Raw genomic sequence first — 14717 nt, forward strand, 5'->3', positions numbered from 1 at the left:
GCTTACTTGAACGCTTCGATCTCGCCAGCGGCCTTCTTGATGGCGTCAGCCGGTTCGGCCTTGCCTGTCACGACGGACTGGACCATTTCGATCATGGAGTTCTGGAAACCCTTGTAATCGGTGAAGAGCGGCTCGGGACCACCATAGGCGATACCGTCGATGAACGGCTTCCAGGAAGCATCGGCCTTGATGAATTCATCGACCTTTGCCGACGGACGCAGAGGTGTAAGGCCAGCGCCGCCCTGGAGTTCGTATTCGCCCTGCGGCTCGGGAGAGGTGATGTACTTGGCGAACTCGATCGCCTTGTCCTCGACACCAGAACCCTTGAAGATCGCCAGGCTGTCGGTGATGAGCAGCGTGCCTGGGCCCTTGGCGTCCGGACCGAGCGGCAGCGTCGTCACACCCCAGTTGATCTTCGTGTCCTTGAGGCGGGCGGCAGCGCCGGAACCCGCCTGGATCATGCCGACCTTGCCGTCGAGGAAGATCGCACGAACTTCGTTCTGCTCGTAAGCGGTCGGGCCTTCTTCGGAGTAAGGCGTGATGTCCTTGTAGGCCTGGAGAGCGGCCAGAACACCGGGGCTATCCAGCGTGATCTTGCCATCGGCGTCGATGACGGTCGCGTTGTTGGTGTAAACCCAGTGCATGAACTGGTGCATAGTGTTGTCGAAGGTCTTGGCGGACAGGCCGTAGCCCGGGATGCCCGTCTTTTCCTTGATGGTCTTTGCAGCAGCGATTTCTTCAGCCCAGGTTGTCGGTGGCTTCTCGGGGTCGAGGCCGGCCTGCTTGAACAGATCCTTGTTCCAGTAGAGCGCCTTGGTGGAGAATGCGATCGGCACGCCCCACTGGTTGCCCTCGAAGGTTACCGTGTCGACGATATGCGGGTAGTAACCCTTCTTCTCGTCGTCGGTCATTGGAACCGGAACGATCAGGTCGTTCTGGGCGAATTCCTTGAGCGTGCGCGAGCCGACGTAAGCCATCGCGACTGGCGTGCCGGCGGCGGCGAGCGTGGTTGCCTTGTCCTGGCACTGTGCCCAGCCAACGACTTCAGGCGCAACCTTCCAGCCGGGATTCTTGCCTTCCCATTCCTTGATGTACTTCTCGTGGATCGGGTCGATCTTGTCGCCGCAATAGATCCAGCTGATTTCCTTGTCGGCAGCTTCGGCCGTCATGGCGCCAAGCGCCGTCGAGCCGAGCAAGGCCAGTGCCATAAGGCTAGTTTTGAAAGCGATGCTCACGTCAATACTCCCGTTAGTTAGCTGTTCACTTGTTATTGTTTTACCGCACCGGCAGTCAGACCGCCGACGAGATATCGTTGCAGGAAGAAGATGATGACCATCGCGGGCAGAATGCCGACGAAGGAGGCTGCCATCAGCTCGTTCCAGATAACCTCCTGCTTACCGAAGTAAGCAAAGAGCCCCACCGGCAACGGCATGTATTCGGTCTTCGAGTTGAAGGTCAGCGCGAAGATGAATTGCTGCGCGTAGGCGCCGATGAAAGTGGTGATGGCGACGACGATGATCCCCGGCATGGCAATCGGCAGGATCACGCGGCGCAACGTATAGAAGTGACTGGCTCCATCCATATAGGCGGCCTCGTTCAGCTCCTGCGGGATGCGGATCATGTAGGTCCGCAGCAGCCAGATCGCCGAAGGAATGAGGAACGCCACGCCAGGCACGATCATCGCGAAATAGGTGTTGAGCACGCCGAGCGTGCGCATCAGTCGGAAAAGCGGAATGAGCAGCACGGCGCCAGAGAACATGTTGACCGTCAGGAACGCGCCAAGCAGCAGGCCCATGCCGCGAAATTCGAACTTCGCGAAGGCGTAGGAGGCCGGGATGACGAGCGCCAGCACGATCACGGTGACGATAATCGAGATGAAGAATGAGTTGAAGATATAGCGCCCGAAGCCCGGAACGCTGATCCACATGGTGCGATAGGCCTCGAACGAGCCGTTCTCCGGCCAAAAGCGGTACGGCGACGAGAATAGCTGGCTGAGCGGCTTCAGCGACACCAGGAAGCCTTCGACGAAGGGCGCCAGCACGAAGGTGAGGAACACCAAGACACCAAGGTAGATCAGCAGGATTTCCCACCAGCTGTAGCGATCGATCATGGCCGCGTTCTTCATGCGCGCTTCTCCGGGTTGAGCCGACGGGTGACACGGAAATAGGCAAAGCAGAATGCCGAGAGGAAGATGCAGATCAGCACCGCGCGGGCCGCACCCTCACCATATTTCTTCGAGCCGATGGCCGTCTGGTAGGTATCGATGATCATCGTCGTGGTCTGTCCGCTGGGGCCGCCCTGCGTCAGGATCCAGATGATATCGAAGGAGTTGAACGTGGCAATGAGCGATAGCATCGACATTGTGATGATCGACGGCACCATCAGCGGCAAGGTGATGCGGCGGAAGCGATAGAAACGCCCCGCGCCATCCGTCCAGGCCGCCTCGTAGAGATCCTTCGGTATCGACTGGATGGCTGCCAGGAAATAGATGGTGACCATCGGCACGCCGATCCACACGTCGGTGATGATCGTTGCCCAGAATGCCGTGTTGCCATAGGCGAGAAAGGCCACCGGGCCGTCCACGAAGCCGATGCGCTGCAGCATGCCCGAGATCATCCCGAACTGGCCGTTATACATCCAGCCCCACATGAAGATGCCGATCGCCATCGGCACCACCCATGGCGGCATGGTCAGCAGACGAAACAGTGAGCGACCGGGCACCGCGCTGTTCAGCAGCGATGCGCCGAAGGTGCCGATGATCATCTTCAGCGAGACCGAGAAGAAGGTCCAGATGAAGGTGCGGACGATCACGTCTGCGAAGGTCGCGTTGAAGATCTTCTCATAGTTCGCCCAGCCCACCCAATTGGTCACTTTTCTGAGCGACGCATCGGTGAAGGACAGAATGAACGTATCGACGAGCGGGTAAGCGACGATGACCGCAACATAGAGGACTGCCGGAAGGAGAAGGATCCAGGCGAAGATGAGGTTGCTTCTTTGAACGTTCATCCTGCCGCCCTCCTCAAGCCGCTCTGGCGTGGAGCGCCTCGTCGAACTTGTCCCATACCGGACGCAGGTCGACAACCGTCTTCTTGATGCGGGCCTCGTCCATGGAGAGTGCCAGAATACCGGCTTCAAGGGCATTCAGGGTCGAGACGGGCAGCACCGTACCGGTGCGAACGCTGTCGAGAATGTCGGCCGCCATCTGTTCGTCGGCACCATAGTGCTGCGAGAGTTCGGTGGCCGCGTATTTGTTCTCAACGACCTTCTTGCCGGTCAGCTGCTCATGCACATCGAGATAGCCGCGCACGAAGTCGCCCTCGGCCATCCCGCGCGAGCCCATGATCGCAAAGCGGCGGAACTGGTCAGGAACGTTGAGGTTGGTATGGAAGTTCATGCCCACGCCATTGGCATATTCGACGATGGCGACCTGGTAGTCGATGATATCGGCATCGCTGTCGAACACCTTGTCGGTGCCCTTCCAGCCACTCGGCTTGCGATGGAACAGCTCGAGGTCATTGATTCCTTCGCGAGCGGGATCGTTTGCCGGCGTAAAGCTCTTGCGGCCGCCGAAGCTCGCGACCCGCTCGGGCCGCGCGCCGGCGATGCCATTATAAAGGTCGAGATCGTGGCAGCACTTCTCCAGCATGAAACTGCCCGAATAACGCTCGTAGCGGCGCCAGTCGCGCATGAAGAATGCGCCGTGATAGGGTTCGATATGCTCGGACGCCTCGATCGAGACGATCTGACCGAGATTGCCGGCAGCCTGGACCGCCTGCAGGTCGCGATAAAGCGGCGAGTAACGCAGCACGAGGCCGACCATCAGCCGCTCGTGACCGAACTTGGCCATCAGACGCGCAAGCTCGATGCTTTCGGCGATCGTAGTGACGATCGGCTTTTCGCAGAACACCTTCAGACCGGCTTCCAGGCCGATGCGGATATGCTCGAGATGGAAGAGATTGGGCGAGCCGATCATCAGGAGATCGAGCTTTTCGTTGGCGATCAGCTCCTGCGGCGTCGCATAGGATTTGCCGACGGAAACGCCCTTTTCGACGAGACCCGGCAGGCCCGCGGGCTCGGGATCGACATAGCCGACGATCTCGAAGCTTTCATCAATCGACTTGAAGACGTAGCCCAGATAGCCGAGCCGGAAACCTAGCCCGATAATTCCCACTTTCATGCTGCTCTCGTTCCCATTTACGTAATTTATTTTCGTCAAGTTGAGACAAAAATTCGATCTCGTCAACACGAAACACGGAAAAAGTTGGAACTGTGAAATTAATTTTCATAACGCTTGTTTGACAGGCATTTTGATTTTCATCCTGGGCACAGCGAGCGCCGAACGCCCAATCTGCGGCCTGAGCCGTCCCCACCCTTGGCTTCAAAGGGCAATCAGCCGGAAGTTCCGCCTGTCTTTGAAGCACGTGCACTGTGAGCATTGACAGATATCGTGCCGTCTCTCACAAGTTCGAGTAAACCATTCCAACATCGATTGCGAGGCGTGTCAAATGAACGATTCTACCGCTAAAATCGATGCGTTTGACATGAAGATTCTCAGCGCAATGCAGAATGACGCGACCTTGTCGCAGCGCGACCTGGCTGAAAAGATCGGCCTATCACAAAACGCCTGCTGGCGTCGGCTACAACGGTTGCATTCCCTTGGCCTTATCAGGGGATCGCATAGCGACATCGACCTCAAGGCGCTGGGTTTCGATCTAACAGTCTTCGTCATGATCCGCACGCGCCATCATTCGAAGGAATGGAGCGAGGGTTTTCGGGCACACGTCGAACGGTTACCCGAGGTGATCGACTTCTATCGCATCGGCGGCGACTGGGATTACTTGATCAAGGTCGTAACAAAAGGCATGTCCGGCTACGACGCCTTCTACCAGAAGCTCATCACGAATTTCGATCTCGCTACGGTGACAGGCTTCTTCTCGATGGAGGCCATCATCAATAACCGCCCGGTCGATCTGACGCGACTGCGCTGACGAAAGAAGCGAGGAAGACCCCGGCTGTTATGACAAATGAAGGGGACCTCCCAGCCCCCTTCTATGTCCAGACTTTCAGGCCTTGCCTGGGCGGTTGATCGTCAGGAAGTGCCGGACGACGGGCTTCTCCGGGCCCGAGTGGTAGGCAAGCACCTTCCCTTGCAGATCGGCATCGGCGTTCGATACCCTCTTGTGCTGCCGAAGATGCTCTGCCCAGCTTTCCACCATGAACCACTCGACGATCTTCTGCGGATCCGCAGAGTCTTCCGTCACGCCCCAGCCATAGGCGCCATCGCGGCGGCGTTCGTTCGACATGTCGTTCAGCGCACGAAGGAAGGCCGAACGGTTGTGCTTTTCGACGTTGTACTCGATCAGGATGAGGACCGGTCCACGATCGTGGGCGACAGGCTCGGCGACAAGCGGTTCCGGCCAGTGGCTCGACGGAACCAGATCGGTATCGCCGGCAGGCAGTTTCACACGGTGCATGATGAGACCGGCAACAAGAAGGCCGACAGCACCGATAATGAGCGTAGCCTGAATTCCGACGGCCGTACCGACTGCACCCCAGCCAAGGCTGCCAGCCGTCATCGCGCCATTGAAGACGGTGAGGTAGACAGCAAGACCGCGACCGCGCACCCAGTTCGGAAGGACAGCCTGAGCCGCACCATTGAGCGTCGTCAGAGCGGTGATCCATGCGCCGCCGAGGAAGAGCAGAGCGACGATGGCAACAGCCTTCGGCGGAGCAAGCGACAGGATAGCCATGACGACAGCGGTGATGATGGCCGCACCGAGCAGGAGACCATCGGCGCTGAAGCGTTCACGCAGCTTCGGCATGACGAGCGCTCCGGCAATCGCACCAGCGCCAACCGCACCGAGCAGGATACCGTAGAAGCTTGCATCACCGCCGAGAAGCTGGCGGGCGACGAGCGGCAGCAGGGCCCAGACGGCACTGGCGAAGGCGAAGAAGATCGCGGCGCGCAGAAGCACGACATGCAGCGGGCGGCTGGCACGGGTGTAGCGAAGGCCCGCCCGGAAGGCGCCGAGGAAATTCTCCTGCAGGGCATCATTGGCGTTCTTGGCACGCGGCCACCAGACAAGTGCTGCGATGACGATGATATAGCTCGCAACGTCGGCACCATAGGTGAGACCCGCGCCGAACGCCGCAAGCAGAAGACCGCCGGCCGCCGGGCCGATCGAACGGGCTATATTGATGCCGAGCGAATTCAGCGCCACCGCGCTCTTGACGTCCTCGCGCTTGACGAGCTCAGGCACGATCGCCTGCCAGGTCGGCCCCATGAGTGCTGCGCCGATGCCGCCGAGGAAGGTGAGACCGATCAGAGCGCTGACCGAGAGCATGCCCGTCTGGGCGAGAACCATGAGGCTGATGCTGACGGAGGCGAGCAGCAGCTGCACTGCAATCAGGAACTTGCGGCGATCGAGAATATCGGTCAGTACGCCGGCCGGAATGGCGAGAAGAAAGATCGGCAGCGTGCCCGCCGCCTGAACCATGGCGACTGCGGCCGGCGAGGCCGAGAGATCGGTCATCAGCCAGGAGCTCGCGACATCGCGCATGAAGCTGCCGGTATTGCCGAGAACGGTGGCCGCCCAGAGGACGGCGAAGACGGGTTGAGCGAGTGGAGCGAAGCTGCCCCCGGAGGATTTTGCGGTGCTCATTTTTCAGCTCCCTTGGTGATGTCGAAAATGGTGACGAGGATGAAGGCGCCCGCGAGGCCGAGATGTTCGAAGAAGGCGTTGGTCGCCATCATCCGCTCCATGCCGGCGGGCAGTTCCCAGAAACGAAGCGCGATGAAGGTCGCGAGAACAGTGAAGCCGGCGAGCGCGAGAGCGCCCAGCCAGCGCAGCTTGCCCGACACCACCATGGCCGAGGCGGTCAGCTCGAATGCAATGACGACGACGGAGAAGACGGGTGCCGGGGAGAGGCCGAAATGCTCCATCTCGGCGATCGCACCGCCGAAATCGAAAATCTTGGTGAGCGGGCCCTGGATATAGGCGGCGCAAAGCGCAATCAACGCGGCCGTTCGCACGGCAGGCGCCGATACGATGTCGGCTAGAAGCCTGCGCTGTGTTGAAGGTGAGTGGCTGGTCATCGTTGCTCCTGCGATCTTGGCCGGTCGGTTCGAGCGGCGCTGTGTTCGTCTAATGGAGCCATATTGACGGGAACCATTGCTGCCAACAATTGCATCAATAGTTTCGATTTAATTGCGTTATCTGCAATTATTCAGCGGAGCCTTCCACTCCTGCAAAACAAGCCTGGGCAGCGGTCTCCCGCTGCCCAGGCCGATACGTCGTTCGATTATCGCGTCAGCCTCAAACTGCCCAGCAGGAGCAACCGAGTGCGCCGAAGAAGCCCTTGAGATCGGCAATCGGTAGCTTCGAGGTCCAGGCACCGGCGTGGTCGTGGCCGTGGACGCCGCAATCGCTGGCGCAACCGCAGGTCGAAATGGCCGTGCGGCGCAGCGAGCGGGCACCGGCGCCATCGGGCTCGCCCCAGGCGGCGTAGCCGCCGAACTTGCGCACCGGAGACCAGTCCGGCATGGCGGGCGGGATGTTGCTTTCGTCGTATATGGCGAAGTCACCCGAGCCGTAGACAATCTTGCCGCCGACCATCGTGAGATCGGAGGTGAGGAACGAGATCTCGTCCTCGGCGCAGGCGAAGAAGTCTTTGCTGGGGACCACGAGATCGGCGAACTGGCCCTTCTCGATGCGGCCCTTCTTGCCTTCTTCGTTGGAGAACCAGGTGACCTTCTCCGTCCACATGCGCAATGCGGTCTCGCGGTCGAGGCAATTGGCGCGCGGATAAAGCTGCATGCCACCGACCGTCTTGCCCGTGACCATCCAGGAGAGCGACACCCATGGATTATAGGAGGCGACGCGGGTGGCGTCGGTGCCGGCCGAGACATTGACGCCCTTGTCGAGCATGCGCTTGATCGGCGGCGTGGCTTCGGCAACGCCGTGGCCGTAGCGCTCGACGAAGTATTCGCCCTGATAAGCCATGCGATGCTGTGTGGCGATGCCGCCGCCGAGCGCCGCGATCCGGTCGATCGAACGCTCCGAGATGGTCTCGGCGTGGTCGAAGAACCAGTTGAGGCCCTCGAGCGGAATATCCTTGTTGACCTTCTCGAAGACATCGAGCGAACGCGAGATGGTTTCGTCATAGGTAGCATGCATGCGCCAGGGCCACCGGTTTTCGGCCAGAACCCGCACGACTTCCTCGAGTTCGCCTTCCATCTCCGGCGCCATTTCCGGGCGCGGCTGGCGGAAGTCCTCGAAGTCGGCGGCGGAGAAGACCAGCATCTCGCCGGCGCCGTTGTGGCGGAAGTAGTCGTTGCCCTGCTTGTACTTGACCGAAGACGTCCAGTTGAGAAAATCCTCTTTCTCGGCCTTCGGCTTCTGCGTGAAAAGGTTATAGGCTAGTCGAACGGTGAGTTGGTTTTCGTCGGAGAGCTTCTGGATGACCTCGTAGTCATCGGGATAGTTCTGGTTGCCGCCGCCTGCATCGATTACACCGGTAACGCCGAGACGATTGAGCTCGCGCATGAAGTGGCGGGTGGAATTGACCTGGTAATCGAAGGGCAGCTTCGGGCCCTTGGCGAGCGTCGAGTAGAGAATGCCGGCGTTCGGCTTGGCAAGCAACATGCCCGTCGGGTTGCCGTTGGCGTCGCGGGTGATCTCGCCGCCGGGCGGGTTGGGCGTATCGCGGGTGTAACCGACGGCGCGGAGCGCTGCACCGTTCAAAAGCGCGCGGTCATAGAGATGAAGCAGGAAGACGGGGGTATCCGGTGCAACCGCATTGATCTCCTCGATCGTCGGCAGGCGCTTTTCGGCGAACTGGTGTTCGGTGAAGCCGCCGACGACGCGAACCCATTGCGGGGCCGGCGTGATCGCCACCTGGCGCTTCAGCATGTCCATCGCATCCGCGAGCGAACGGACGCCGTCCCAGCGCAGTTCCATGTTGTAGTTCAGGCCGCCGCGCACGACGTGGGTATGGTTGTCGATCAGGCCGGGCAGGACGCGCTTGCCCTTGAGGTCGACGATCTTGGTATCCGGGCCGGCGAGCGCCATGATCTCGGCATCGGTGCCGACTTCGAGAAAGGCGCCGTCCTTGATGGCGACGGCGCTGGCGGTTGGATTGGTGCGATCGAGCGTGGTGATCAAACCGTGGTGAAGGATGAGGTCGGCGAACATGGGAAATGCTCCTGGCTTCATTATTAAGATTGATTTCAACGCTTTGCGCCGGATTGACCGGGCGTCGGCCCCACCGCAAGCGAATCTCCTCTTGCGGTGTCAGCTATCAGACTTGTGCTGATCCTGGCGAGACACGACGACGTCATTGCGGCTCTCGCCCTTCGGCATATGGCCGAACATGTGCGGCTTGATCTGGTTGATCCAGGAGACGGCCGCCGGCTCCCTGGCGATCAGTGTCTTGGCGAAGGGGATGAGCTGCTCGCCGACCAGAATGCCGAGCAGGCCGACAAGAGCCACGATCGGTGGCGCGGGAGAGCGAACATTGAGCAGGCTGTAGACGATACCGACCAGAAGACCTGCGCCGATGGAAAGAAGGTAGAGTTTCATGGGGCCATCCTCGACTCTAGATGAAAGCCGCTTCCGCATCTGGAACATTCGATCCTGCGGAAGCGGCGGTCACGGGTGATTACTTGGCTGGGTTCGGGCCGATGCGCTTGCCGTGGCTGACGCGCTCGGCACCGCCGTGGACATGCGTGACCGCATAGTCGATGCCCATGCCGTAGGCGCCGGAATGTTCCTTCACCAGCGAGGTGACGGCGTTGTAGGTTTCCTTGCGGGCCCAGTCGCGCTGCCATTCGAGCATGACCTGCTGCCAGGTCACGGGGATGACGCCGGCCTGTACCATGCGGTCCATCGCATACTTGTGGGCGTCGACCGAGGTGCCGCCGGATGCATCGGCGACCATATAGATTTCGTAGTCGGGGACATCATGGAGGGCGGAGAGCGCGAAGGTGGTGTTGCACACTTCCGTCCAGAGGCCGGAGACGACGATCTTCTTGCGGCCGCCGGCGGCGTTCTTGGCAAGGGCATCACGAACGTTCTGGTCGTCCCACGAGTTCATCGACGTGCGTTCCAGAATGTCGTTCTCAGGGAACACGCCGAGCAGTTCCGGGAAGGTGTTGCCGGAGAAGCTTTCCGTCTCGACCGTCGTAATCGTGGTCGGGATGTTGAAGATCTTGGCAGCCTTGGCGAGACCGACGACATTGTTCTTCAGCGTCTGGCGGTCAATCGACTGGACACCGAAAGCCATCTGCGGCTGCTGGTCGATGAAGATGAGCTGGCTGTTTGCAGGGGTCAGGACTTCGAGCTTGGACATTTGATTTCTCCGTTTAGATTTTGATTGCCAATTTGGCGGTTAAGGATTGGGATGCCTCCGGCGGTCGGCTGCCTGCCTCAGGCAGCCGTTCGAAGGCGGAAATTGTTGGCGTTAGGGGTGCACGGCAGTTTGCCGTGCGGGGTTATGCTGCGAGCGGAACGAGGTTCTCTTCGATCTGGCCGCGATAGGCTTCATACCGGGTCGGCAGCTTCAAGGCTTCGCCGAGGTGAGCGGTATCTTCGTCGCGATCGAAACCGGGTTCGTTGGTTGCGATTTCGAACAGGATTCCACCCGGCGTTCTGAAGTAGATCGCCCAGAAGTAATCGCGGTCGATAACCGGCGTCACCTGGTAGCCCGTGTCCATCAGTGCCTTGCGCACTTCGAGCTGCTTTTCGCGGTTCTCGACGGCAAAGGCGATGTGGTGGACAGAACCGGCGCCCTGGCGGGCAAACGGCGTTTTCGGCAGCGACGCGATGTCGATGGTGTCGGCACCATTGCCACCGGGAATGATGAACCGCGTTACATCACCTTCGACCTCGGCACGCTCATAGCCCATGAACTGCAGCAGTTCCGATGTGGCGGCGGTGTCGTGCAGGTCGAAGCGCGCACCGGAGAAGCCGCGGATCGCATTGTCTTCCGAGATGCCTTCGGCGAGCCATGGGGCGCGGACGTCTTCGGCGGTTTCGATCAGCGCCAGTCCGTCGCCATCAGGGCCGGCGAAGCGCAGGCGGTTGGCGCCGAAGACAGTGTCGGTCTTCAGACCGACCACACCCTGGGCCGTCAGGCGGTCTTTCCAGAAAGCCAGCGATCCCTTCGGGATGGAGAACTGCGTCTCGCTGACTTCACCGACGCCGGGGCGGCCGGTCATCATGTGCGGGAAAGGAAAGTAGGTCATGACCGTGCCGGGCGTGCCGTTTTCATCGCCGTAGTAGAGGTGGTAGACGCTCGGGTCGTCGAAGTTGACGGTCTTCTTCACGCGGCGCAGGCCAAGTGCGTTGGTGAAGAACCGGTTGTTTTGCTGGGCATCCGACGCCATCGAAGTGACGTGGTGCAGTCCCTTGATTTCCTTGATCATGGCCGTTGCCTTTCTCTGTGGGCGTTGCCGTTTCGATGACCAGAGATGTAACCGGGTTGATTGCATTGCGGAATTGCAATATTCCTCTCGAATGAATTGCGATTTTTGAAATAATTGAGATGAACGACTATAAAGCCCTGAAAACCTTCCTGCTCGCCGCCGAAAAGCGCAACTTCGCCCAGGTCGCCCGCGAGCTCGACATGACACCCGCGGCCGTCACCCGTGCGATCGCGGCACTCGAGGACGATCTCGGCGTTCAGCTTTTCGTGCGCACGACGCGCCAGGTGTCGCTGACCACTGATGGCGCCGTCTTCGCGGCGCAGATCCAGCCGGCTGTCGAAGCGCTTGAGAACGCGCGCAAGGACGTCAAGAACGCGCACAAGTCCGACCAGGGGCGGCTGCGGATCAGCGCGCCGACCTGGCTTGGCAAGACGATCCTCACGCCGATTCTGTCGGGCTTCCGGGAGCGCTATCCGAAGATGAGCTTCGAGGTTTCGCTGTCGGACGGCTTGGTCAACATCATCGACGACGACTACGACCTCGCGATCCGCATTTCATCCGCGCCTTCGGACAAATTCACCATCTGGCGCAAGATCCGGGCGGTGCCGAGGATCCTGGTTGCGGCGCCGGGCAGCCGCTTCACGGAGATGCAGCATCCCAACGAACTGACGCCCGACGATTGCCTCGCCTACAGCGGCGAGAGCCGGCGTGAGAACTGGGCCCTTTCGGACGGCGGATCGAGCATCTCGATCGCGGCTGGACGCGCGTTCAGCGCCAACAATGGCGAAGTGCTCGCGGATATGGCGGCCGATGGGGTCGGCGTCGCCATGCTGCCGGGCTTTCACATCGCCGAGCATATCCGCACCGGCCGGCTGGTTCACGTGCTGCCGGGCTGGGCGCCGCAGGAGCTTTGGCTGACGCTCTACTACCCGCCCTACCAGACGCTTCCGCCGCGTATCGCGACGTTCTCGAAGTTTTTCGAGGAGCAGCTTCCGGCGCATATGGTCATGCTCGACTAGCAGGCTTGCGCGCATGGACGCCGTCGCGGGCGGTCGCGCATGAGGAATTCTGACGAATTCGCCGCGCCGTTTGTTGCAATACCGATGCAACAGGCTCTTTATGCGTTGGCCAAAGCCGGAACAGCGGCGAGGGCATCATCTTACGCAAGATCGCATTCGCAGCCATTCGTTTCCAGCGTCGGAGCCCCCATGACCGCAACGCAATCGCAACTCGACGAGTCGTCCGCAGCCGGTCGAAAGCGACTGCCTGTCGTTCCTGCATCGGCCTTCGGCATCGTGCTCGGCATAGCGGGCCTTTCCAACGCCTGGCGGGCAGCGGCCGGTCATTTCGCGCTTCCTACCACTGTCGGAGATGGCATTGCGCTTCTCGCGCTTGTTGTCTGGTTCGTGCTCGTTTGTCTCTATGGATTGAAGTGGATCCTCTTCGCGGAGGAAGCGCGCAAGGAGATCGTGCATCCCGTGCAGTGCTGCTTCATCGGCCTCATCGGCGTCGCCACCATGCTTTGCGCAGCGATGGTCGCGCCGTTTTCCGGCGCGCTGGCGCTGGCATTCTATTGGATCGGCCTGCTCTGGACACTCGTCTTCGCGATATGGCGGACGGGTGCCTTGTGGCAGGGCGGACGCGATCCGACCACGACGACGCCGGTCTTGTATCTCCCGACGGTTGCCGGATGCTATGTCGCGGCAATCGTCGGCGCGGCACTCGGCTATTCCGATCTGGCGCAACTGGCTTTCGGTGCGGGTTTCTTCTCGTGGCTGGCGATGGAATCCGTCATCCTGAACCGGCTCTTGAATGCAGCGGAACTGGCCGAGCCCCTGCGTCCGACGATCGGCATCCAGCTCGCACCGCCAGCAGTCGGCGCTGCCGCCTATCTGAGCGTGACGAACGGAGCGCCGGATCTGCTGGCCCATGCCATGGTGGGCTACGCCATGCTGCAGCTGCTTCTGGCGCTTCGCCTTCTTCCATGGGTCATGAAGCAACCATTCGCGGCGTCCTATTGGGCCTTTTCCTTCGGTCTGACCGCGCTCGCCACCGATCTGATCCGCATGGTCGACCGCGGCGAACAGGGCATCCTGTCGACACTCGCCATGCCCTTGCTCTGGCTGGTGACCGCAGCAATCGCCCTGTTGGCGGCGGGAACGATCGTGCTCCTTTTTCGAGGGAAGCTGTTCCCGCTCGCCCGAGCTCTTTAAGCGCGCAACCGCCCTCCCTCGGCATCGAAGAACAGACGCTGGCTGGACGACAGATCGAGTGCAATCACCGCGCCCGGCTCAATATCCAGCCCGGCCCTCTGCTCGACGACGAGGTTCTGCCCGTCTTCGAGCGCACAATAGATGTATCGCGTGCCGCCGAGATATTCGAAGAACTCGACGCGCGCGGCGATCGACCGATCGCCGACCTCGCCGATCACGATATGCTCCGGCCGTATGCCGATCATGAACTCCGTCCCACGCTGAAGGCTCGCCGGCCGCCCCTTATCCTCGAAGCTTTTCGCTGCGATGTTGAAACGTCCGCTCCCCTGGGCGACCGCCTTCAGGAAATTCATCCGTGGCGAGCCGATGAAGCCGGCGACGAACATGTTGGACGGGTTTTCGTAGATCTCCCGTGGCGATCCCGATTGCTCGACCCTCCCGTTTCGAAGCACGACGATCTGGTCGGCCAGCGTCATCGCCTCGGTCTGGTCGTGCGTCACATAGATCATGGTGTTGCCGAGCTCGCGATGGAGCCTGGCGATCTCGATACGCATCGAGACGCGCAGCTCCGCGTCGAGGTTCGACAGCGGCTCGTCAAACAGGAAGACATCGGGCTCGCGCACGATCGCGCGGCCGATGGCCACGCGCTGCCGCTGGCCGCCGGAGAGCTGGCCCGGACGGCGATCGAGAAGATGGTCGATCTTCAGGATGCCGGCCGCTTCGTCGACGCGGCGCTTGATTTCCGCCGCGTCTGTCTTCGCCATCTTCAAGCCGAATGCCAGGTTTTCGCGCACCGACATATGCGGATAAAGCGCGTAGGACTGGAAGACCATGGCGATGCCGCGATCGGACGGGTCGAGATCGGTGACATCCCGCCCCTTGATGCTGATCTGGCCATCGGTCACCTCCTCGAGACCGGCGATCATCCTGAGCAGGGTCGATTTTCCGCAGCCGGAGGGGCCGACGAAAACGACGAAATCCCCCTCCTTGATGTCGAGATCGATGCCGTGCACGACAGGCAGGCTGCCGTAGGATTTTCGCACGTCCTTGAGCGAGACGCTCGCTGTTTCCATCGGGAC

14 protein-coding genes are annotated in these 14717 nt (G+C 60.7%); 3 read left to right on the forward strand and 11 right to left on the reverse strand.

The window, feature by feature from the left end; genetic code table 11:
- Nucleotides 1-2: 2 nt before the first annotated feature.
- Genes B3605_RS23380 through B3605_RS23395 form a run of 4 tightly spaced genes read right to left on the reverse strand, consistent with a single transcriptional unit; the run spans nt 3 to nt 4177 of the window.
- Nucleotides 3-1208: an ABC transporter substrate-binding protein gene (locus B3605_RS23380; protein ID WP_162705034.1), complete on the reverse strand. Its 1206-nt coding sequence runs from the start codon at nt 1206-1208 to the stop codon at nt 3-5.
- Between the two features lie 59 nt (nt 1209-1267).
- A complete protein-coding gene (locus B3605_RS23385) occupies nt 1268-2125 on the reverse strand; it encodes a carbohydrate ABC transporter permease (RefSeq protein WP_018896582.1) in 858 nt (285 codons plus the stop codon).
- Nucleotides 2122-3006, reverse strand: a complete 885-nt coding sequence (locus tag B3605_RS23390; RefSeq protein WP_018896583.1) for a carbohydrate ABC transporter permease — start codon at nt 3004-3006, stop codon at nt 2122-2124. The genes B3605_RS23385 and B3605_RS23390 overlap by 4 nt, the downstream gene beginning before the upstream one ends.
- Nucleotides 3007-3019: 13 nt before the next feature.
- On the reverse strand, nt 3020-4177 hold the full coding sequence (locus B3605_RS23395; RefSeq protein WP_112943509.1) for a Gfo/Idh/MocA family protein: 1158 nt from the start codon (nt 4175-4177) through the stop codon (nt 3020-3022).
- 328 nt (nt 4178-4505) lie between these two features.
- On the opposite strand from B3605_RS23395, the gene B3605_RS23400 reads away from it, so the two are divergent.
- Nucleotides 4506-4988: an Lrp/AsnC family transcriptional regulator gene (locus B3605_RS23400; RefSeq protein ID WP_026282647.1), complete on the forward strand. Its 483-nt coding sequence runs from the start codon at nt 4506-4508 to the stop codon at nt 4986-4988.
- A 75-nt stretch (nt 4989-5063) separates the two neighbouring features.
- Here the strand turns inward: B3605_RS23400 and B3605_RS23405 are convergent, their stop codons facing one another.
- The 6 genes from B3605_RS23405 to B3605_RS23430 form a co-directional block, all read right to left on the reverse strand.
- Nucleotides 5064-6662: an MFS transporter gene (locus tag B3605_RS23405; RefSeq protein ID WP_112943508.1), complete on the reverse strand. Its 1599-nt coding sequence runs from the start codon at nt 6660-6662 to the stop codon at nt 5064-5066.
- Nucleotides 6659-7096, reverse strand: a complete 438-nt coding sequence (locus tag B3605_RS23410; protein WP_296436401.1) for a DoxX family protein — start codon at nt 7094-7096, stop codon at nt 6659-6661. The genes B3605_RS23405 and B3605_RS23410 overlap by 4 nt, the downstream gene beginning before the upstream one ends.
- 220 nt (nt 7097-7316) lie before the next feature.
- Complete coding sequence (locus tag B3605_RS23415; RefSeq protein WP_296436403.1) at nt 7317-9194, reverse strand: amidohydrolase; 1878 nt, start codon at nt 9192-9194, stop codon at nt 7317-7319.
- Nucleotides 9195-9293: 99 nt separating this feature from the next.
- Nucleotides 9294-9581, reverse strand: a complete 288-nt coding sequence (locus tag B3605_RS23420; protein WP_112435380.1) for a XapX domain-containing protein — start codon at nt 9579-9581, stop codon at nt 9294-9296.
- Nucleotides 9582-9660: 79 nt separating this feature from the next.
- Nucleotides 9661-10350 carry a hydrolase gene (locus tag B3605_RS23425; RefSeq protein ID WP_111560831.1) on the reverse strand — a complete coding sequence of 230 codons (690 nt, stop codon included), beginning with the start codon at nt 10348-10350 and terminating at the stop codon, nt 9661-9663.
- Between the two features lie 142 nt (nt 10351-10492).
- Nucleotides 10493-11425: a VOC family protein gene (locus tag B3605_RS23430; RefSeq protein ID WP_112943505.1), complete on the reverse strand. Its 933-nt coding sequence runs from the start codon at nt 11423-11425 to the stop codon at nt 10493-10495.
- A gap of 119 nt (nt 11426-11544) precedes the next feature.
- Here B3605_RS23430 and B3605_RS23435 point away from each other — a divergent pair, with 119 nt between their 5' ends.
- Both B3605_RS23435 and tehA read left to right on the forward strand, forming a co-directional pair.
- Entirely contained in the window at nt 11545-12444 is a 900-nt protein-coding gene (locus tag B3605_RS23435; protein WP_112818828.1) for a LysR family transcriptional regulator, read from the forward strand.
- A 189-nt stretch (nt 12445-12633) separates the two neighbouring features.
- Nucleotides 12634-13638: a dicarboxylate transporter/tellurite-resistance protein TehA gene (gene tehA, locus B3605_RS23440; protein ID WP_112973046.1), complete on the forward strand. Its 1005-nt coding sequence runs from the start codon at nt 12634-12636 to the stop codon at nt 13636-13638.
- Here tehA and B3605_RS23445 read toward each other — a convergent pair.
- Complete coding sequence (locus tag B3605_RS23445) at nt 13635-14711, reverse strand: ABC transporter ATP-binding protein (protein ID WP_162725021.1); 1077 nt, start codon at nt 14709-14711, stop codon at nt 13635-13637. The two genes, tehA and B3605_RS23445, sit on opposite strands and share 4 nt — an antisense overlap.
- Nucleotides 14712-14717 lie beyond the last annotated feature (6 nt).

Origin of the sequence: Rhizobium sp. UBA1881 (assembly GCF_002338015.1) — a bacterium.
GTDB lineage: Bacteria > Pseudomonadota > Alphaproteobacteria > Rhizobiales > Rhizobiaceae > Rhizobium.